At 42.3% G+C, this 20,538-nt stretch carries 19 protein-coding genes and 2 riboswitches; of the genes, 10 read left to right on the top strand and 9 right to left on the bottom strand.

Annotation, left to right across the window (positions count from 1 at the left end; translation table 11 throughout):
- Positions 1-79 precede the first annotated feature (79 nt).
- On the top strand, positions 80-559 hold the full coding sequence (locus tag CSV60_RS01650) for an acyl-CoA thioesterase (protein WP_099630492.1): 480 nt from the start codon (positions 80-82) through the stop codon (positions 557-559).
- Between the two features lie 406 nt (positions 560-965).
- Here CSV60_RS01650 and mscL read toward each other — a convergent pair whose 3' ends face one another.
- The gene (gene mscL / locus CSV60_RS01645) at positions 966-1,352 is read right to left on the bottom strand and encodes a large conductance mechanosensitive channel protein MscL (protein ID WP_099630493.1); all 387 of its coding nucleotides are present in this window, start codon (positions 1,350-1,352) and stop codon (positions 966-968) included.
- Positions 1,353-1,406: 54 nt separating this feature from the next.
- Positions 1,407-2,042 carry a phosphatase PAP2 family protein gene (locus CSV60_RS01640; protein ID WP_158233143.1) on the bottom strand — a complete coding sequence of 212 codons (636 nt, stop codon included), beginning with the start codon at positions 2,040-2,042 and terminating at the stop codon, positions 1,407-1,409.
- Positions 2,043-2,337: 295 nt separating this feature from the next.
- Between CSV60_RS01640 and desA the strand changes: the two genes are divergently transcribed.
- The 4 genes from desA (at position 2,338) to CSV60_RS01620 (ending at position 6,590) form a co-directional block, all read left to right on the top strand.
- Entirely contained in the window at positions 2,338-3,384 is a 1,047-nt protein-coding gene (gene desA, locus CSV60_RS01635; RefSeq protein WP_099630495.1) for a Delta(5) desaturase DesA, read from the top strand.
- Positions 3,385-3,499: 115 nt separating this feature from the next.
- A complete protein-coding gene (locus tag CSV60_RS01630; RefSeq protein WP_099630496.1) occupies positions 3,500-4,627 on the top strand; it encodes a sensor histidine kinase in 1,128 nt (375 codons plus the stop codon).
- Positions 4,628-4,630: 3 nt separating this feature from the next.
- On the top strand, positions 4,631-5,242 hold the full coding sequence (locus tag CSV60_RS01625; protein ID WP_099635796.1) for a response regulator transcription factor: 612 nt from the start codon (positions 4,631-4,633) through the stop codon (positions 5,240-5,242).
- 43 nt (positions 5,243-5,285) lie between these two features.
- Positions 5,286-6,590: a D-serine ammonia-lyase gene (locus CSV60_RS01620; protein WP_099635795.1), complete on the top strand. Its 1,305-nt coding sequence runs from the start codon at positions 5,286-5,288 to the stop codon at positions 6,588-6,590.
- A 169-nt stretch (positions 6,591-6,759) separates the two neighbouring features.
- On the opposite strand, the gene thiW is transcribed toward CSV60_RS01620, so the two are convergent.
- From thiW to thiM, 4 genes are read right to left on the bottom strand one after another with little or no spacing between them, the layout of a single operon-like run.
- Positions 6,760-7,248, bottom strand: a complete 489-nt coding sequence (gene thiW, locus CSV60_RS01615; RefSeq protein WP_099630499.1) for an energy coupling factor transporter S component ThiW — start codon at positions 7,246-7,248, stop codon at positions 6,760-6,762.
- 11 nt (positions 7,249-7,259) lie between these two features.
- The gene (gene thiE, locus CSV60_RS01610; protein ID WP_099630500.1) at positions 7,260-7,919 is read right to left on the bottom strand and encodes a thiamine phosphate synthase; all 660 of its coding nucleotides are present in this window, start codon (positions 7,917-7,919) and stop codon (positions 7,260-7,262) included.
- On the bottom strand, positions 7,919-8,734 hold the full coding sequence (thiD, locus tag CSV60_RS01605; RefSeq protein WP_099630501.1) for a bifunctional hydroxymethylpyrimidine kinase/phosphomethylpyrimidine kinase: 816 nt from the start codon (positions 8,732-8,734) through the stop codon (positions 7,919-7,921). The genes thiE and thiD overlap by 1 nt, the downstream gene beginning before the upstream one ends.
- Positions 8,735-8,750: 16 nt before the next feature.
- Positions 8,751-9,524, bottom strand: coding sequence for a hydroxyethylthiazole kinase (gene thiM / locus CSV60_RS01600; protein ID WP_099635794.1), 774 nt, complete (start codon positions 9,522-9,524; stop codon positions 8,751-8,753).
- Positions 9,525-9,586: 62 nt separating this feature from the next.
- Positions 9,587-9,688, bottom strand: a riboswitch (TPP riboswitch).
- A 192-nt stretch (positions 9,689-9,880) separates the two neighbouring features.
- Here thiM and CSV60_RS01595 point away from each other — a divergent pair.
- The 3 genes from CSV60_RS01595 (at position 9,881) to CSV60_RS01585 (ending at position 13,438) form a co-directional block, all read left to right on the top strand.
- A complete protein-coding gene (locus CSV60_RS01595) occupies positions 9,881-11,077 on the top strand; it encodes a DUF3238 domain-containing protein (protein ID WP_099635793.1) in 1,197 nt (398 codons plus the stop codon).
- Positions 11,078-11,497: 420 nt separating this feature from the next.
- Positions 11,498-13,039, top strand: coding sequence for an aldehyde dehydrogenase (adh, locus tag CSV60_RS01590; protein ID WP_099635792.1), 1,542 nt, complete (start codon positions 11,498-11,500; stop codon positions 13,037-13,039).
- A gap of 42 nt (positions 13,040-13,081) precedes the next feature.
- Positions 13,082-13,438 carry a DUF779 domain-containing protein gene (locus CSV60_RS01585; protein ID WP_099635900.1) on the top strand — a complete coding sequence of 119 codons (357 nt, stop codon included), beginning with the start codon at positions 13,082-13,084 and terminating at the stop codon, positions 13,436-13,438.
- Between the two features lie 111 nt (positions 13,439-13,549).
- Here CSV60_RS01585 and CSV60_RS01580 read toward each other — a convergent pair whose 3' ends face one another.
- Positions 13,550-13,951 (bottom strand): thiol-disulfide oxidoreductase DCC family protein, encoded by a 402-nt coding sequence (locus CSV60_RS01580; RefSeq protein ID WP_099635791.1) that lies wholly within the window; start codon positions 13,949-13,951, stop codon positions 13,550-13,552.
- A gap of 175 nt (positions 13,952-14,126) precedes the next feature.
- On the opposite strand from CSV60_RS01580, the gene CSV60_RS01575 reads away from it, so the two are divergent.
- Positions 14,127-14,327: a hypothetical protein gene (locus CSV60_RS01575; protein ID WP_099635790.1), complete on the top strand. Its 201-nt coding sequence runs from the start codon at positions 14,127-14,129 to the stop codon at positions 14,325-14,327.
- A 137-nt stretch (positions 14,328-14,464) separates the two neighbouring features.
- On the top strand, positions 14,465-14,818 hold the full coding sequence (locus tag CSV60_RS15930) for a hypothetical protein (protein WP_199175224.1): 354 nt from the start codon (positions 14,465-14,467) through the stop codon (positions 14,816-14,818).
- A 175-nt stretch (positions 14,819-14,993) separates the two neighbouring features.
- Here the strand turns inward: CSV60_RS15930 and metH are convergent, their stop codons facing one another.
- Entirely contained in the window at positions 14,994-18,431 is a 3,438-nt protein-coding gene (gene metH / locus CSV60_RS01565) for a methionine synthase (protein WP_099635789.1), read from the bottom strand.
- Positions 18,412-20,271 (bottom strand): bifunctional homocysteine S-methyltransferase/methylenetetrahydrofolate reductase, encoded by a 1,860-nt coding sequence (locus CSV60_RS01560; RefSeq protein WP_099630508.1) that lies wholly within the window; start codon positions 20,269-20,271, stop codon positions 18,412-18,414. The genes metH and CSV60_RS01560 overlap by 20 nt, the downstream gene beginning before the upstream one ends.
- Before the next feature lie 84 nt (positions 20,272-20,355).
- A riboswitch (SAM riboswitch) is annotated at positions 20,356-20,467 on the bottom strand.
- Positions 20,468-20,538: the final 71 nt, after the last annotated feature.

Genomic DNA, 20,538 nt, shown 5'->3' with positions numbered 1-20,538 from the left:
ATACATCAAGCAAGTATTGGCGTTCACTCCCTTCTTTTATGTATACTGAAAAGAGCGTACTAAAAAGGGAGATGTCGCAATGTCGGAACGAAAACCTATGAGCGAGTCAAGAACGATCCAAAGTAAGCTGGTCCTACCGCCGGACACGAACCATATTGAATCAATTTTTGGAGGGAAAGTCCTTTCCTATATAGACGAGATCGCAGCTATTTCAGCTATGAAACACGCGGGTACTAGAGCTGCCGTCACGGCCTCGATCGACTCGGTCGATTTCGTTTCGCCAGCCTTGCTTGGCGATGTCATTGAACTGGAAGCGGTGGTTACTTCCGTTGGTCGCACATCTATGGAAGTGTTTATTTCCGTTCATTCCAAAAACTTAGTTACAGGTGAAGTGAAGTTGACGACGGAGTCATTCTGTACGATGGTTGCGGTAGATGACACAAATTGTCCGATACCAGTGGCAGAAGTGTATCCTGAAACAGAGTTAGAAAAGCGCCTTTTTGATACAGCCCCTGCACGACGTGAACTTCGTAAACAGCGGAGATTGATGAAATATTAATAGTAGCGTGAGGTGAGACGGATTTCTCGTTTCTGCCTTGCGCTTTTTATTTAAGGTAATCAACTTGTTATTTTTTTCAAAGTGTACTAAACGATTTATACGCTGGAATAGAAAGAGTTGATTTTAGTGTATATAAAAACAGCAGTGGATGAAAAGGCCAGAGCCCACTCATTCACTGCTGTTATGTTGTATTAGTTATTACTGCTAAACGTACGGACTAGTCCAAGTACTGTTCCACCCAGAATAAATGCAAACAATGCATACATGATATAGACGAACCACATGAATATCCACTCCTTTGATCAGTATCCTGCCTATAATTGTAACACCTTGACAGACGCGTTGCAATGGACTTTGTAAGACAACTGTGGCGGCTGTACGACCAATTGAGCGAGTGTTCGCTATTTTATCGTTCGCTCTTTAATAAATCACGAATTTCAGTAAGTAATTCTTCTTTTATATCTAATGGTTTTTCTTCCGGTTCTTCTTCAACTATCTCTGCCGGCTTCATTTTCAACTTCATAAGTACTCGTAAGAAGACGAAAATGGAACCTGCTACAATCAAGAAGTCAATGATAGATTGAATAAATAGACCATATTTAATTTTAGCATCGCCAATTGTATAGCTCAATGAAGAAAAGTCCAGACCACCTAATAAAATCCCGATGAGTGGTGTCATAATATTTTCAACTAAAGAAGAAACGATTGTTCCGAAAGCTGCACCAATTACGACACCGATTGCCAAATCAAAAATATTTCCTTTAAATGCGAATGCCTTAAAATCCTTCCACATACACATAACCACTTTCTTTATTATGATAGCCCTGTATTACATCGTGATTTCACCCTATTTTTGACGTTGAAATCTCTGGTAGATTAAAATAACTCCAAATAAAAACACTGAACTGGCGAGCGCGCCGCCGACAATATCACTTGGGAAATGAACGCCTAAATAGATTCTACTGACTGCAATCATCATAATCATAAAAACCGCAAGAATCGTAATAGCAATTCGGCTTCCTGCAGTCTTTAGATTTCTCCATACGATATAAGCGAGTATTGTATAGAGGCTGAATGCCATCATCGTATGTCCACTAGGAAAGCTATACCCGCCAATGTCGATCAGACGATGAAAGTTAGGGCGTTCCCGTTTGAAGATGAATTTGAGTACTTGATTAAGAATGCCAGTCCCAGCTAGTGCTATAGCAAATAGTACTGCTTGGGCACGGTGTTTCTTCCATAAAAGAACGCTAAGTGTCAGTATGGCTAGTAGAGCAACCGATGTTGTGGAACCAATGGTAGTAAATAGTTTCATCAAAGATGTTAGTCCCTTGGATTCTGCACTTTGTACAAAGTCTATTATAGGTTCATCAAAACTCGAGATCGTTTGCAAATGAATCGATCGTGCAATATAAGCGAAAAATCCGGTAAATAGAATACAAATAATCCAAACGGATAATAAACGAAGTGATAATTCACGCACGGTATACATTCCTTTCTATTGTTGTATATTGTGAACGATTATAAAAAAAATGTACAGCGAAATGTAGAAATACGTGGGGATAAATGTCGGAAGGTCAAAAAAGCGGATACTATCTAACTTTAGCACCCAACACAAAGTTATATAATGATCTAACTCATGTATCGTGTATGGTTGGGCCTGTCTCAAAACATATGACATTTGTCATCTCAAAGTCATGACATCTAAGTCTACCTCTCCTGCTGTATACAAGTTATTCTTAATGTACTAGCAAACCCAATAGGAGGGAAATTCAAACATGAGTAAAGAACAAACGAAGCAACTGCACAAAGACGTCGCACCTTTTGCGAAGTCTGATTTGAAAAAGAGTATCGTTCAGATGATCAATACAATTCCACCAATATTTATATTATGGTTCCTGGCTTACCAAAGCTTAAGTGTATCTGTCACATTAACGATTGCGTTGGCAATCGTTGCAGCGTTCTTTGTAGTTCGCACATTCATCATCTTCCATGACTGCACGCACGGTTCATTCTTCCGCAATAAGAAAGCGAATAATGTTGTTGGAACAATCACTGGCGTCTTGACATTATTCCCATACGAAAAATGGAAAAGAGAGCACTCGATTCACCACGCATCTAGTTCAAACTTAGATAAACGGGGTGTTGGAGATATCTGGGTCATGACTGTTGAAGAGTACAAAAATGCTTCGAAGTTCGAGCGTTTCAGCTATCGTGTTTACCGTAACCCTATTGTCTTGTTTGGATTTGGACCTTTATATTTGGTGCTAATCTCAGGTCGTTTTAACCGTAAAGACGCGCGTAAGAAAGAGCGCTTGAATACGTATTTAATCAACATCATTTTAATTGCAGTATATACAGTATTAATCGTAGCGGTTGGCTGGAAAGCATTCTTGCTAATTCAAGGTACTATGATGTTCACAGCTGGTGCTCTTGGTATTTGGTTGTTTTACATTCAACATACATTTGAAGATTCTTATTTTGAAGAGGAATCTGACTGGGATTATGTGAAAGCAGCAGTTGAAGGAAGTTCATACTATCAATTGCCACGTGCTCTTCAGTGGGCAACAGGCAATATTGGATTCCACCACGTACACCACTTGGCACCACGTGTACCGAACTATAACTTGGAAATGGCGCACGAATTAACTCCGCCGTTGCAAAAAGCTACAACGATTACATTGAAAACAAGTTTGGAATCATTACGTTACCGCTTGTATGATCCAAATAATAAAAAATTTATCACATTTAAAGAAGCAAAACGGTATTCACTAAAAGATAAGTTGTCGATTGATTTAAAACCAAAACGTACACGCTTATCATAAAATGGCAGGAGAAGGAGCAATCCTTCTCCGCCTTTTTATTTTGTCCGCATATCTCTAAAGAGCTAGTGTAGTCAATGTTTGTTACAATGGAAGGAAAGGACGGTGATGAGAACAAATGTATAGTTGGTATAGTATTTTCCCAAAAAGCCCATGGCTCAGTATTTATGCTTGGGTTGTGTTTTGTATATTGCCTTTCTTTTTTATTTTACGAAGTGCATCTCCATTTAATTTAACAATAGGTATCATATTATTAGTGTTATTTTTCCTGTCATATTATTTTTCCGCTAAGTCAAAAAGTGGTCTTATGTATATGTGGATCAGTTTTGAAATTGTTATTACGGTCGTGATGACATTGTTATTTGGCTATGTTTATCTGTCACTGTTTATTGCTTTCTCTATTGGGCATATCAGAAGACCAGTCGGCTTTTTTGTTATTTACGGATTACATATTGCGATTTTAATCGCCGCAATCGTTGCGGGGTTCTTTCTTGAAATCGAATTATTTTTACCACAAATACACTTTGTTATTATCACGGTTATCGGAGTAGTATTACTGCCATTTAATTTGTACAATCGTCAAAAACGAGACTTACTTCAAGATCAGTTGGAAATTGCAAGGGAACGGATATCAGAACTGATGATCATTCAAGAGCGTGAGCGTATTGCACGGGATCTCCATGATACACTTGGACAAAAGTTATCTATGATTGGTTTAAAGAGTGACCTAGCTTCTCGATTGATGGATCGGGATATCGAGTCGGCAAAAGCAGAAATTCAAGATATACGTCAAATTTCTAGTACGGCATTAAAAGAAGTACGAGATCTTGTTAGTGGTATGCGACGTGTGAAGCTTAAAGATGAACTGGTGCGCGTCCAACAAATGCTGAAGGCGGCTGAAATCGAAGTGGATATAGAAGGTAATCCCAATTTCCCCGACGTGTCGCCTATTGTTGAAAACGTACTTGTAATGTGTCTCAAAGAAGCAATCAATAATGTAGTAAGACACAGCTATGCAAAACAATGTTGTATTATATTTAAACAGACAGAAAAGGCATTTGTAATTGGAATAAACGATAATGGGATTAGTATCGCGCAAAATGGCGTGAATTTACCAGGAAATGGGCTTGATGGCATGAAGGAACGATTGGAGTTCGTCAACGGTAAAATGTCGATTAAAGGTGACAAAGGGACTCAACTAACAATTATGGTACCTGCTGTCTTAAAGCAAATAAAGGAGGAGTAACGTATGATCCGCATTGTAATTGCAGAAGACCAAGGAATGCTGCTCGGTGCACTAGGGTCGTTGTTGAACCTGGAAGAAGATATGGAAGTAGTAGGCAAGGCTAAAAATGGTCAGGAGGCTGTAGACTTGGTGAAAAGTCTTCAGCCAGATATTTGTATAATGGATATTGAAATGCCGATTAAAACCGGCTTGGATGCTGCGGAAGAACTACAAGATATGGAATGCCAAATTATTATTCTCACGACGTTTGCTAGGGCAGGTTATTTCGAACGAGCGCGGAATGCAGGAGTTCGTGGATATTTGCTGAAAGATAATCCCATTGAAGAGTTGGTTAAATCGATTCATTCTATTATAGAAGGGCGCCGAATTTATGCGCCTGAATTAATTGATATGGCATTTGATATGAAAGAAGAAGAGAAGAATCCATTGACTGAGCGGGAAGTTCAAGTACTTAAGTTGGTATCGGAAGGGAAAACTACGAAACAGATTGCGGCTGAACTGTTTTTATCACCCGGAACTGTCCGTAATTATGTCTCCACCATACTGGATAAACTTGGAGTTCGTAATCGTATTGAAGCGATTACGTTATTCAATGAAAAAGGCTGGTTCGAGTGAAATCTACACGGACGTACATTCATAACGAGGGAGTGAGTGATAAGTGAATAAGATTACGCAAAGTGAATGGCTTGTAAAGCTACCCTTATTACGAAGCGTGATGGAGCAGAAGGAAGTGTTATGGAAAAATCCTTCTGTCGAATTGGTAGCAGCTGGCCTGTTGAAGACACGTTTATCAAAAGTTGATATAGTGGACGCCAGCGAACGTCTGGAGAGATTCGCTCCCTATTTGGCGAAAGTCTTTCCAGATACGGATAAAGGTATTATTGAATCCCCATTAACCCCAATTCCAAAGATGAAGCAAGAACTCGAAAAAGCGTATGCTATCCATATTCCGGGAAAGCTTTTATTAAAACAGGATAATGCGTTGCCGATCTCAGGTTCAATCAAGGCTCGTGGTGGTATTTATGAAGTTTTGAAGCATGCAGAGACGCTTGCGGTATATAGTCAATTGCTAGATTCTACAAAAGACTACAGCCAATTCGATACGCCGAGATTCCGAGAGTTGTTTGCGAAGCACAAAATTGCTGTAGGCTCGACAGGGAATTTGGGATTGAGTATTGGTATTATGAGTGCAAAGCTTGGCTTCAATGTCACGGTGCATATGTCAGCCGATGCCAAACAGTGGAAAAAGGATTTACTGCGCTCCAAAGGCGTTCAGGTGGTGGAGTATATCGATGATTACAGTAAAGCAGTAGAAGAAGGCCGGCGTCAGGCAGAGGCTGATCCGTCTTGTCATTTTGTGGATGATGAAAACTCTACGGATTTATTCATGGGATATGCAGTGGCAGGGGAACGTGTTGCGGCACAATTGAAAGAGCAGAATATTACTGTCGATGAAGCGCACCCTCTATTCGTCTATTTACCTTGCGGCGTAGGCGGGGGACCAGGCGGTGTGGCATTCGGATTAAAATTGGCTTTAGGTGATCATGTGCATTGCTTCTTTGCTGAACCGACACACTCACCGTGCATGATGATTGGTATGATGACAGGAATGCACGACCAAGTCTCGGTTGCAGATTTTGGCTTGGACAATAAAACTGCGGCTGATGGTTTAGCAGTCGGTACAGCTTCTGCATTTGTAGGAAAAACGATGGAACCATTCCTCACAGGATGCTATACGGTAGAAGATCAGACATTATTTACGCTTCTTAAAGAGCTGGCGGATAGTGAAGACATCTGGCTAGAACCTTCAGCACTTGCTGGTATGACAGGACCTGTACAAGTTATTAAGTCTACATTACCGTTAGCAGACTCCAAAAACGCAACGCACCTTGTATGGGGAACGGGCGGAAATATGGTGCCTGTGGACGAAATGAAGAGTTATTATCATTATACGAGGAAATAATACACCCTATTTCCCGGGAAATCGACAAAAGATCCGCAGGGACTATTCTCTGCGGATCTTACTTTTTAGAATAGATGATTTGGAAGCTAGGAGACATCGTTGATCAACGTTCCCGGACACAAGTTTGTCCTCATTACGCTTGCCCACCATTTTGTCCTACATCATGGTCTTACTGCAAATCTCTAAAAATCTTTAATTTCAAGAGTCTTGGAGCTAATAATAGACCGATAATTGTCCCACTCACCGTCGATACAAGAAAAGGGGGTAGGAAAAATAAAGCGGTTACGGTCGTGCCCATCAGGATTTTGGCATAAGGCACTGCAAACAATGGTGCTATCAAACCGGTACCGATAATCTCCCCGATGCCTGCACTCCAATTCTTTTTGAAACGCCGGTATAATACGCCAGCTAAAAACGCCCCGATCATCCCGCCAGGAAATGCGAGCAGCGAACCTGTCCCTGTCAGTATACGTACGAGTCCTGTCATAAACGCTACCACGACAGCGGCCCCCGGACCCATTACGATCGCCACTATAACATTTACAGTATGCTGTATGGGATACGCTCTGGCGATACCAGCAGGGAATGAAACGAATGCAGAGCCGGCAACTGCAATTGCGACAAACATTGTCATGAAAATCATTTTCCGTGTATTCATACGATCCCTATTCATGCCAACAAAGAGTGTATGGTGTTTGATAAATCGCTTGCTGCATACTGCGGATCTTTAGCCGAAGCGATAGCGGAGACCACAGCTATACCGTCTGCCCCGGCTTGAATAACAGAGCCTGTAGTAGCCAGTGTAATGCCGCCTATAGCGACGATCGGCATATCAGGGAACGCAGTATGGATTTCTTCTACTAGAGTGGTACCTACAACTGCCGAAGCATCGAGTTTGGTTGACGTCGGATAGATCGGACCCAGACCTACATAATTCGCCCCGATTGATTGTGCAATTTGTACCTCATGTGCATTGTGAGTTGAAACTCCAAGCCACTTATCCGGACCAATTCGCTGACGCACGCTGTCTGCCTGTTCATCATCTTGTCCTACATGAACCCCGTCTGCATTAATGGCCAATGCCAAATCCACATCGTCATTAATGATGAAAGGAACACGATACAATCTGCAAAGTGCCTGACACTTTCTAGCGAATCCGAGCAAAGCCTCGCCTTCAAGCGCATTAGATCCCTTTTCACGCAACTGAAAACATGTGACACCACCGCGAAGAGCCGCTTCTACTATTGCTAACGGATCCTGACTCTGAGCGTTTGGTGTACCCATTACAAAATATAAGCCTAATGCTTTCCTCACTTCCATGTTTGACATCAGTGCATCTCCTTTTTCAGTTCACTGTATGCCCAGTGATTGGTTGGTCCGTGCCCTGAACCAATCTTCAGGCCATTTTCAATCGCGGCCTGTATGAATTGCTTCGCTTCGGCAACTGCATCCGTCAAAGAATAGCCCTTAGCCAGAAAACTCGTCAAAGCCGCTGCGAATGTGCATCCGGTCCCGTGTGTATCTTTGGTTTGAATCCAAGGTGTTGTTACAGTGAATGACTGCCCTTCTTCGTCCGCGTAATAATCCTTTGCATCCAGTACATCATTGCGGTGACCGCCTTTCATAACGACGGCTCTTGCTCCCATTTTGATAAAAGCGGCTGCAGCTTGCCGAATGTCTTCGTCTGTTCGTATTTTCATTCCGGTTAGCACTTCCGCTTCAGGAATATTTGGAGTGACAATGGTAGCTAGCGGTAGTAAATGCTCTTTTAATGCTTCAATCGCCTGTTGCTGCAATAAAGCCTGTCCTCCCTTTGCAATCATGACAGGGTCAATGACTAAAGGAAACGGAGGGTATTCCTTTAATAGCGCAGCTACTTCAGTAATGATTTCCGCCGAAAACAGCATCCCAGTTTTACATGCTTTTACATCAAAATCATCAAGTACTGCACGAATTTGTGCTATTACTCCATCTGTCTGTATTGGATAAACACTGTGAACACCGTGTGTGTTCTGAGCAGTCACTGCAGTTATGGCAGAAGTGCCGTATACACCTAGCTCCTGAAACGTCTTTAAGTCGGCCTGAATTCCTGCGCCTCCTCCGCTATCTGAACCCGCAATGGTCAATGCTACTTGTACTGTCAATCGAAAAACCTCCTGTCTAGTATACTGAAATTGTTTTCCGTTCGTTATCCAATGTATATAAGGTATTTAAGAAGTTTACAGCAAAGTCGCCAGGACCACGTGAAACTTTTGCAGTTTGTTCACCAGCCCGTTTATAAAATGAAAGTGCATCTGCTACGGCTTCCAAGGGATGTTCCATTCCTACGGAGAGAAATGCACCCGTGACAGAACTGAGTAAACAACCCGTGCCGGTTATGGTGGTCATCATCGGGTGGCCGCCCGTAATGGATAATGTGGAATGGCCGTCCGTGACTAAATCGACTTCGCCTGAAACCGCCACGAGACAGTTGTACTTAAGGGCAGTCTTTTTCGCTATACTAACGATGTCGGCAGAACCTTCTCCTGCGTCAACACCCTTAGCGGCCCATGGAACATCTGCAATCGCAGCAAGTTCCCCTGTATTACAGCGGATCAGTGTGATATCTACCTCGTCCAGCACTTTTAGAACGCTAGCTTTACGAAAAGCCGTAGCACCTGCACCAACTGGATCTAGTACTACAGGTTTTCCTGCTGCGCGGGCACTTTTTCCCGCCAAAATCATTGCGTCTACTGTTTGTTGCTTCAATGTACCAATATTTAAAATACTGCAAGCGGCAATTTTTGCAATGTCTTCTGCCTCCTCCACTGCATCCGCCATAACGGGAGAAGCGCCTATTGCAAGTAACCCATTTGCCTGGAAATTCGCGACTACAAAGTTTGTCATGCAATGAACGAGCGGTTGCTTTTGACGAAGTTCTTGAATAAGCTGCATGTTTCTTTTCCTCCTTAAAAAGGTATATATACAAAAAGCCCATGCATAGGTGGGCGGTTGGGTATGAAAACTACCCACTTTCCTCCGCTAGTATGTACTAGATCAGGTTCAAAGGGTTTGCGTAATTGCATCTCAGCCAATAAAAGGCGCCCCTAGTGGTGGCTATGTATTAGACAGGCTGATTATATCATATACATGAAAAAGGTTAAAATAATACTGGCATTATAGGATCAAAGTAATTGGAAATGAGTGATTGTGCATAGATGAAAAGGTATAACGATATGCTGAATGTTACATAATTATCTGAAGGCGTATAACTGTTTCAGATGAAATAGATAAAAGGGAGCAGATCGCAAATGGAGAAATTATTCGAAATTCAACAGATGAATCATTCATTGGATGATATATCATTCACGTGGAGTGACACAGGTGGTTATTATCGTGTCTATAAAAATGACCGACAAGTATATGAAGGAACGGCTCCAAAGTTTACGGATGGGGAGCTAGATCCGTCATATCCTTTTCAATATACAGTGGAACGAGTGGAGGAAGGACGGGTTCGAGATGTAATTGTTATCCAGACATCACCTCTGACAGAAGTACAGGAAGATGAACATCCTTTACAACGCTTGGTGATCACAACGATTGCCGCCCCATCACAAATTGCTCTGTCATGGGAGTGGATTAAGGATGTAGAGAAGTTTGATGTTTTCCGGAATGGACAATACATCGAGACAATTACGGATAATCGTTTTATTGATCGCGAGACAAGTTCTTCTGAGGCGGTAGTATATAGTGTCGTGGCAACACGCCCATTAATTGATAGCAATCAGAAAATGAATGTCAGTAAATCAATCGCATCAAAAGTGTATGAAGTGATTATGCCTCCGGATCCTAATAATAAACCAACAGAAGAAGTCTATACATTTTCCGTGCGAGTAAAGCAACGGGATCGATTACTCATTCCAGTGGCTGACAGGAAAAAGTTAAATGAAGTGAAGCAATGGAAGTTCCGCTACACGACTTTTTTAAAGGAAGATATTATAAAAAATCCGAATCTTTTTTCGCCGATTCCATACTTTACAGGAGACGATCGGGACTTCAACCCTGAAGGAAAAAGCTTCCGCACGCGTGTAGATATAGAAGGAGAATTTATCGGAGGAGACAGCAATCTGCGGTTTACGAAAGCAACTGGGCCGTCAATTGGCTTAAATACTTTGAAGCGGTATAAGCGCCATGCCCATGCTTCTGTAGAGGGTATAGAAATCGATCGGTTGGAGGAGAAATCGAAAGAAGTTTATTTTACAATTACTCATGATGTAGGCAATCCATTAACCGCTTCACCCTCTATTCACTATGAAGTGAAAGCTCATTTGGATCAGCAAGGTAACTTAGATCTGGTAGGCTATCACAATGATGCACCTCATCATGAAATTTATTTATCGCTTGATGGCGAGAACTGGCGCCCTGTGCATCGTACTGAAAGTGAAGGATTGGCGTATTTGACGGGTGTGCTAGGGGATAATTATTGGCGCTATATGACGTGTAATTGACAATGAACCGCCGCAATCCATAGTGAGTTGTGGCGGTTCATTTAACTATGCTTTACTAGATGATCGTTTCTTGAAAACTCCTCCGTTCCGAATTAAGCTTTCTGACTCGGACGTTCAACTTTCCAATTAATTCTTCTATCAATTCAACTCTACCGTCTAGCTCATATTTTTCCACTTCTCTAATTTTTCACTTATTTCTTTTGTGTTTTACCTGTAGGCTTGGAAATTCAAAATCCTCTTCATTGTTTTATAATAGCATTTTGTTGAAAGCGCTTACTAAATAGTTTAAAATAATAGATAGCTTATAAAAGCGTACACATCAGGCATAATGTGAAACTATGTTTCGTATAATAGCTTTGTGTGCATAACGATTGCGCTGGGATACAAGCAAAATAATGAGAACAGGGAGTGTGACGCAGTATGGTACAAGCTTCAGAAAATCTAGTTTATGCAAATCCGAATACACAAGGTTCAAAGGTTCAGTTCAAAGAACGCTATGATAATTTCATCGGTGGCAAGTGGATAGCACCAGTAAAAGGCCAGTATTTTGATAATTCCACGCCAGTTACAGGTAAGGTATTTACCCAAGTAGCCAGATCTACAGAAGAAGACATTGAACTGGCTCTAGATGCAGCTCATGCAGCAAAAGATGCATGGGGAAAAACATCGGTCACTGAACGTTCGAATATTTTGCTGAAGATAGCAGATCGTATTGAAGAGAACTTGGAAATGCTAGCTGTAGCTGAAACGTGGGATAACGGAAAAGCTGTCCGTGAAACATTGAATGCTGATCTTCCGCTTGCAGTGGATCATTTTAGATACTTTGCTTCTGCAATTCGTGCGCAAGAAGGCGGGGTCAGTCAAATTGATAACGATACAGTAGCCTACCATTTCCATGAGCCGTTAGGTGTCGTGGGGCAAATTATTCCTTGGAACTTCCCGATTCTGATGGCGGTATGGAAACTTGCTCCGGCATTGGCTGCAGGAAACTGTATCGTGTTAAAACCGGCTGAGCAAACACCTGCGTCTATTTTAGTATTGGTTGAATTAATCGAGGACTTACTACCAGCAGGTGTTCTGAATGTAGTCAACGGTTTCGGGCTGGAAGCAGGAAAACCACTAGCATCCAATCCGCGCATCAATAAAGTTGCCTTTACGGGGGAGACGACAACAGGTCGTCTAATTATGCAGTACGCTTCTCAAAACTTGATTCCGGTTACATTGGAACTGGGCGGGAAATCTCCGAATATATTCTTTGAAGATGTCATGGCGCAAGACGATGCATTCCTTGATAAGGCGGTTGAAGGTTTTGTTATGTTTGCATTGAACCAAGGTGAGGTCTGTACATGTCCGTCCCGTGCGTTGATTCAGGAATCCATTTATGACAAGTTCATGGAACGCGCACTTGAGCGTGTTAAAGCGATCAAAATAGGAAATCCATTGGATCCGACGGTCATGATGGGTGCTCAGGCATCCACTGAACAACTAGAGAAAATTCTATCTTACTTGGATATTGGAAAACAAGAAGGCGCGGAATGTCTGACGGGCGGTGAGCAAAATAAACTCGAAGGTGATCTTGCAGAGGGTTATTATGTGCAGCCGACTGTATTTAAAGGACATAATAAAATGCGGATTTTCCAAGAAGAAATCTTTGGTCCTGTAGTAGCGGTTACGACATTCAAAGATAAAGAAGAAGCACTGGAAATTGCAAATGACACATTATATGGACTAGGTTCAGGTGTATGGACACGCGATATGAATACAGCGTATCGTTTCGGTCGTGGTATTCAGGCAGGACGTGTATGGACGAACTGCTATCATGCGTATCCGGCACACGCTGCATTTGGTGGCTACAAAGCATCGGGAATCGGACGTGAAAACCACTTGCAAATGCTGGCACATTATCAGCAGACGAAGAACATGCTAGTTAGCTACGATGAAAGTAAACTAGGATTCTTTTGATTGAATCTATCTGGAGGATCCGAAGTGAATGGAGGAATTCCTATGCCAGATCGAGTAGTCGCAACAGAAAAAGCGTTGGCTCTTATAGAATTGTTAAAAGATAAGCACGGCCCTTTGATGTTTCACCAGTCTGGCGGTTGCTGTGATGGATCTTCTCCGATGTGTTACGAAGATGGAGATTTGATTATAGGTAATCAAGATATCTTGCTTGGACATATTGGCGGCATGCCATTCTATATGATGAAAAGCCAGTTTGAGTACTGGAAGCACACACAACTGATTATTGACGTAGTCGACGGACGTGGAGGGATGTTTTCGCTTGAAGGAGTGGAAGGAAAACGTTTCTTAACCAGATCTCGTGCTTTCACCGACGAGGAGTATAAGGAATTAACTTCATAAGAAAGCCTTCCGAAGAATAGGAAGGCTAGGACTGAAAGCAACTCTCAAAACATGGGACCTTGCTTTCAGTTTTTTATTTACTGTATTCAGTTTTTATCAAGGGTAAAGTAATCATGCCATAAAACGTTGGCGATCCTCAGGCGAAGGCAACATGCAAGATAACTCCTTCTTACCGAACCATTTATATCGGTTTTTTGCAATATAATCATAGACGATGTCGCGGATTGCTGGCGGGATGACAACGAATAGAAATGCCAAGTGCCATAAACCATCCAGTTTTTTGGCGATACGTAAAGCTGCGCCTGACTTTGTATAGGCTTTACCGTTTTCAATCAATACTAAGCTATCTACGTCATCAGAAATTTGGTAGTCTTTACGAAGTTTTCTACCTACGTCGTCTTGTAACGAAGCGAATGAAAAGTGTTTGTACGGGTCACGTTTAATGATAAATTGGACACTTGCATCACAGAAGTTACATTCGCCATCAAATAGTATAATTCTATCTCGTTTCATATTTACTCGCTCCTTCAAAAATAGGTGATATCATAGTATACCCACATAGCTTTAACTTCACTCACGAATAATAGGCGGAATAGTGTGAATAGTTTAGATTTCAGTATATAATAGAAGATGATAAGGCTCGCTTTGTCTTGTGCATCATATCATATAAAAGAAGGAGTGAAAAAGTATGGAACGTCAATACATCCATCCAGCTGAGCTGGAGTTGCGTCGTGACTCTGACTTTTTACGTTCTGAGAATATGGTAGACGAAGGTGCTCCGGTCCATGGCGCATTAAATGAGTGTAAGTTTATTGTGAGGAAACTGGAATCAATAGAAAGTAGTCTAGGTTATGAGAAGCCTTCTACACCTAGAAGCTGTGAGTTATAAATAGCTTATTAACAAAATAGCAATGACCTTTATCTCTATTGATAAAGGTCATTGCTATTTATTTTTCACTATACTATGGCGGTAGCCCGTAACAAATTACTTAGCTCGCATGTAATAAGGTATAAGGAGGTGGAGAAATGAATCAAGGACATTGTGGAATGTCAGGCGGACATGGTCACCAGGGATGGGGACACCATCAACACCATCAGCATCATCAAGGAATGCATGGTCAGCAAGGTTTTCAACCTGTTTTTTGCCCGCCACAATATCGCTTTAACGATTGCTTCACTAAACAGGAAATGCCATTTATTCATCCGATCGTGAATGTGAATCGACACCACGTAGTCGGTGTGCCACAGCACTACTATACAGAAACTACTGAAAACGTTATGGGCTCTACTATCATGCCAGGAAGAGGGCCAGGATATGGACCAGGATCTGGAGGTATGTGGGGTGGCGAAGGTTGTCACCGCCGTAGAAGATGCCGCTGATCATTTTTTAATATGAAGAATCCGCCATCTCTAGTATTTCAGAGATGGCGGATTGTTTTATTTCCTCAAGCGCCAGACTCTCGGAATGTTTCGGAACTACCAAAAAGGCAAAGAGCGCCTTTATGGTATTTCCTCCAACGCCTGTCGAGTCTAAACGGCGCTTTCAGCATTAGGTTTATGCGTTAAAGTATCTTGCGTCGGGATGGGCGAAGACGATGGCTGATACGGATGCTTCTGGTTCCATCATGAATTCTTCGGTTAGCACGACGCCGTGGTCTTCCGGTTTGATGAGGCGGAAGAGTTTAGCTTGATCTTCTAGATTTGGACAAGCTGGGTAGCCGAATGAGAATCGTTGACCTTGGTATTTGGCTGCGAAACGTTCGAGCATTGTAAAGTCTGTTGGGTCAGGGAATCCCCATTGGTCACGAATTTCTTGGTGAATCCGTTCAGCGAAGCCTTCTGCTAATTCCAATGCAGTTGCTTGGAACGCATGGCTTTCAAGGAATTTCCCTTCTTCCTTCAGTTTGTTTGCATAATCACGGACCCCTTTACCAGCAGTCACTTGCATGAATGCAACATAGTCCATTTCACCACTTTGCACTGTTTTCAAGTAATCAGCCAAGCATAGGAAAGGATCTTTTTCTTGACGCGGGAACGTAAATCGTTCAATTTCAGTTTTTGAATCTTCCGGATCATAAATGATTACGTCATCCCCGTCTGCCTGGGCAGGGAAGAACTGGTAAATGCCGGAAGCTTTCATCTTGTCGGACTTTAAGAACTCCGTTACCATTTCATGAAGTTGTACTGCGCGTTCTTCTTTTCTTTCAAGCATTTTATCGACATTTCCTCGTAGACCTAAGTGGTGGCCAATAAGTGTACGCATATTTACGTAAGGATGTAAGTGAGCAACCGAGTAATCTTTTACGACCCGTCTACGTAAATCGGTTGGTGTGAATACAGGAACATCGGTGCGTACCGTTTTCACAGGACGTGGCTTCACTGCAACTGCTGACGTGCCTCGACTTGCTTTAATCGCATCATTGGTTTCGCGTTTTTCGATACTGTCTGCTAATTCTTCGAGTAACGCTCCTTTGTCATTACTTTGTAGACGGTTTGCTAAGTCAAGACCTTGCATCGCATCTTTTGCAAAAATAACCGGGCCATCATACTCAGGTGCGATTTTAGTTTCAGTAAAGCGCCTTGTTAATGCGGCTCCACCTACCATTACTGGCGTGTCGATTCCTGCCGCCTTAAAGTCCTGTGCTGTCAACACCATTTGCTGTGCAGACTTTACGAGAAGTCCAGATAGTCCTACGATGTCTGGTTTTTCTTTACGAATCACTTCAATTAATGCAGCTGGAGTAACTTTAATACCGATATCTATGACTTTAAATCCGTTATTACTTAAGATGATTTCCACGAGGTTTTTTCCGATATCATGTACGTCACCTTTTACTGTCGCCAGAATGATCTTGCCTTTACCGCTATCGTCTTCTTTCTTTTCCATAAACTGTTCAAGGTAGGAAACAGAAGCTTTCATGACTTCAGCACTTTGAAGAACTTCCGCTACGATCAGCTGGTTGTCATTGAATAGACGCCCAACTTCAGCCATTCCTTTCATCAAAGGACCATTGATGATATCAAGTGGTGCGTCGTATGTCTGTAAAGCCGTTTCCAGGTCAGGAATTAAGCCTTCTTTTGTACCTTCCACCACATAATACGCAAGACGATCAGGCACGGTTTTCGGAATATCGTCTTCTGATTTCTCTTTTTTCTTACCACGATAAAAGTCCGTAAACTCTGCTAATGTTTCATCTGTTGTGGTAAATAGTAAATCGTTCGCCAGTTTGATTTCTGCTTCTGGAATCGAAGCAAAGCGCTCAAGTTTTTCTGTATTTACAATCGCATAATCCAGACCTGCTTGTGTACAGTGATACAAGTACACAGCATTCAACACTTCACGGCCAACAGGGGGCAACCCGAAGGATACGTTGCTGACACCGAGAGTCGTTAAAGTGCGCGGAAGTTTTTCTTTGATTAATCGAATTCCTTCAATTGTTTCTACTGCCGATCCAATGTATTGTGCATCACCTGTACCAACAGGGAAGACGAGTGGATCAAAAATAATATCTTCCGGTGGGATCTCCCATTTATTAACGAGTAAATCATAAGAACGCAACGCAACTTCTAGCTTACGTTCTCTCGTTACCGCCATTCCGATTTCATCAATCGTTCCTACAACTACGGCTGCTCCATATTTTTTTACTAAAGGAAGTACGGCATCAAAGCGTTCTTCACCATCTTCTAAGTTAATAGAGTTGATGATTGCTTTGCCCTGCGAGAATTTCAAGGCCTCTGCAATGACGTTTTCATCAGTAGAGTCGATGACGAGAGGAACTTTGACTTTTTTTACGACTTCTTTCATGAAGCGAGTCATATCGTACAATTCATCACGGTCAGGGTTCGCAAGACAAATATCCAATACATGCGCACCACGTTTTACTTGTGCACGTGCGATTTCTGCAGCTTCCTCAAACTTTTCCTCTACAATTAGTTGTTTGAATTTACGTGAACCGATAACGTTTGTACGTTCCCCGATTAATAATGGACGTAATGTATCGTCGTAGAGCAAAGGCTCAATCCCTGAAATGGCATGACCATGGGGATTTTCTGGCATCTTGCGTGGAGCCTTATCTTTAACTACCTCACGAATTGCGCGAATGTGATCAGGCGTTGTACCGCAGCAACCGCCAACCATGTTCAACCAACCTTTTTCAGCGAAGCCTTCCAGTTTTTTCGATAATGATTCAGGAGATTCATGATAATGTCCTTCTTCATCCGGCAATCCGGCATTTGGATAACAGGTTACGTAGCTTGTCGCCAATTCGGACAATGAACGCAAATGGTCAGTCATGAATTCAGGGCCTGTCGCACAGTTTAAACCGACCGAAAGTGGATGGACGTGTTCAATAGAAATATAGAATGCTTCTATACTTTGTCCAGCAAGCGTCGTACCCATCGGTTCGATCGTACCTGAAATCATGATAGGAATTTCGCGTCCAAGCTCTTCAAACGCCTTCTTAATACCAATTGTTCCAGCTTTCACATTCAGCATATCCTGACTTGTTTCCATCAGTATCAAATCACTGCCTGCTTCTACAAGCGCTCTTGCCTGTACATAGAAATCATTAGATAGTTCATCGAACGTGATACCGCCCGTTACCGAAAGTGTCTTTGTCGTGGGCCCGATCGCCCCCGCGACAAAACGTGGCCATTCTGGTGTAGAAAACTTCGCTGCACTCTTTTTCGCGATTTCTACAGACTTCGCATTAATTTCATCTGCACGATGACCAAGTGAAAATTCATTCAATACAAGGGGAGTACCGCCAAATGTATTCGTACAAATGATATCAGCACCGGCTTCTAAATACTCATCGTGAATTTTCTCCAAAACGTCAGGGCGTAACACACTCATGTATTCATTACATCCATCGTATTCTTCTCCGCCGAAGTCTTCCGTTGAGAAATCTTCCGCTTGCAGCATCGTCCCCATCGCACCATCAATGATAAGGATTCTTTTATCTAGTTGTTCTTCAATAGGATGTCTCTGCATGTGTTAATTCCCTCTCCTTCTGCTGGTCTATTTTCTTAATATATTCATACAACTCTAATGTCATATCGTAACGCAGGAATGGTGTGATGAGATACAGTCCATTAAAATACTGAGCCGCTGTATCTATCAATTCTTTTGCAATTTCAAGCCCTGTTTCAGTTGATTTTTCACGGTCATCTCCGCATTCCCGCATTCTTTCTAACACATCTTCTGAAAGCTTGATACCCGGTACTTCATGATGCAGGAACTCTGCATTTCGTATATTCGTCAATGGCATGATCCCAATAAAGATCGGTGTATCCAGGTGTTTTGTTGCTTCATATACATCGATAATCTTTTCTTTCGTGTAAACTGGCTGAGTGATGAAATAGTCTGCACCCGCTTCAATCTTCTTCTCGAGCCGTTGTACAGCACGATCGATGACGCGGACGTTCGGATTGAAAGCTGCTGAAATAGAGAAGCTGGCTTTCTTGCGCAATGGCTTACCGGAGAATGAAATCCCTTCATTCAATTTCTTAATTAACTGCAATAACTCCATGCTAGATACATCGTAGACGCTTGTAGCACCGGGGAAGTCCCCAACCTTTGTCGGGTCGCCTGTCACGGCTAGGATATCGTGAATGCCTAATGCATCAAGCCCCATCAAATGTGATTGTAAGCCAATGAGATTGTGATCGCGACACGTTAAATGTACAAGCGGGCGGATATTATGTTGCATCTTGACGATCGAGCCCATCGCCATGTTGCTGATGCGTGGAGAAGCAAGTGAATTATCTGCCATTGTTATAGCGTCAACTCCCGCGTCATATAACAAATTTGCACCTTTGATATAATCTTCTGTTTCCAAGTGGCGCGGTGTATCTAGTTCTACAATTACCGTACGCTCTGTTTTCGCTTTTTCGTGAAGAGGTTGATGTTTTGCCGGATCCGCTTCATGAATCACGATAGGTTTCGCCGGTTGTACGACCTTTTCCGTGATAGGTGTCAGTCGCGCTAACTGTGTTTTCGCCGCTTTAATATGCTTAGGTGTTGTCCCGCAACATCCTCCAATCAATCGAACGCCTTGATCACGAAGTAATACAGCAGCGCGTCCAAAGTATTCTGCCTCTGATTCATAAACAATACGTCCATCTTCTACATCTAATAGACTGGCGTTTGGATATGCGGATAAAAATGCTTTCTCTGGTAATGTCACATTATCGAATGCTTGAATCGTGTGGTAAGGACCTAATCGACAGTTAACGCCTACGATATCTGCCCCAAGAGACTCGAGCTGATGAAGTGCATCGTTTAATGAAAGTCCGTTCTGTAATACACCGGGATCATGCATAGAAACTTGTGCAATCAATGGAACATCCGTAATTTTCTTTAATGTTGTAACTACCGATGATAACTCTTCAAAGTCATAATACGTCTCCAATAGGAGACCATCAGGATCACCTGTTAATAATGCATTGGCTTGTTCAAGTACGACTTTTTCAATTTCATCTAATGTCGCATCGCTTTTACGTATACCTCGCAAGCCACCTATTGTTCCAAGTACAAATTGCCCCCCAGGCGCCGCTGCGCGTTTGGCAATTTGAATGGCTGCTTTATTGAAATCCGTGACATGACTTTCTAAGCCGTAGCGAGCTAATTTGATTGCGTTCGCACTGTAAGTGTTAGTCTGGATTATATCTGCACCAGCTGAGATGTAGTCTTGGTGAATTTGCTCTATAATTTCAGGCTTTTCTATATTTAGTTCTTCATAACAGTAATCAATTCCGTAAGAATATAAAATCGTCCCCATTGCACCATCTGCCGTTAGGACATTTGTTTGTAGTTTCTCGAGCAATGACATAAATCCATCTCCCCTTTAGCCTTTTTTAATCAAAAAAAGCCTTCAAGTATATTAGAAGGCTTTGTAATCCCAATGACTAGTTCCCTCTCATCTTTTCAGAGTGTCAATTTGACAGACTGCTGGAAGTAGCACCTTGCCTAAATGGCTGGTTGCTGAAGCGTCGACGGGCCAGTCCCTCGGCTTCTCTTGATAAGATATGTTTCTTATTCAATTATTTAGATTATTCTAACCACATCATAGCGGCTTTGTTGGATATCGTCAAGTGAA

Origin of the sequence: Sporosarcina sp. P7 (assembly GCF_002743425.1) — a bacterium.
In the GTDB taxonomy this organism is placed as follows: domain Bacteria; phylum Bacillota; class Bacilli; order Bacillales_A; family Planococcaceae; genus Sporosarcina.
This window is presented reverse-complemented; position numbering and strand designations above follow the sequence as displayed.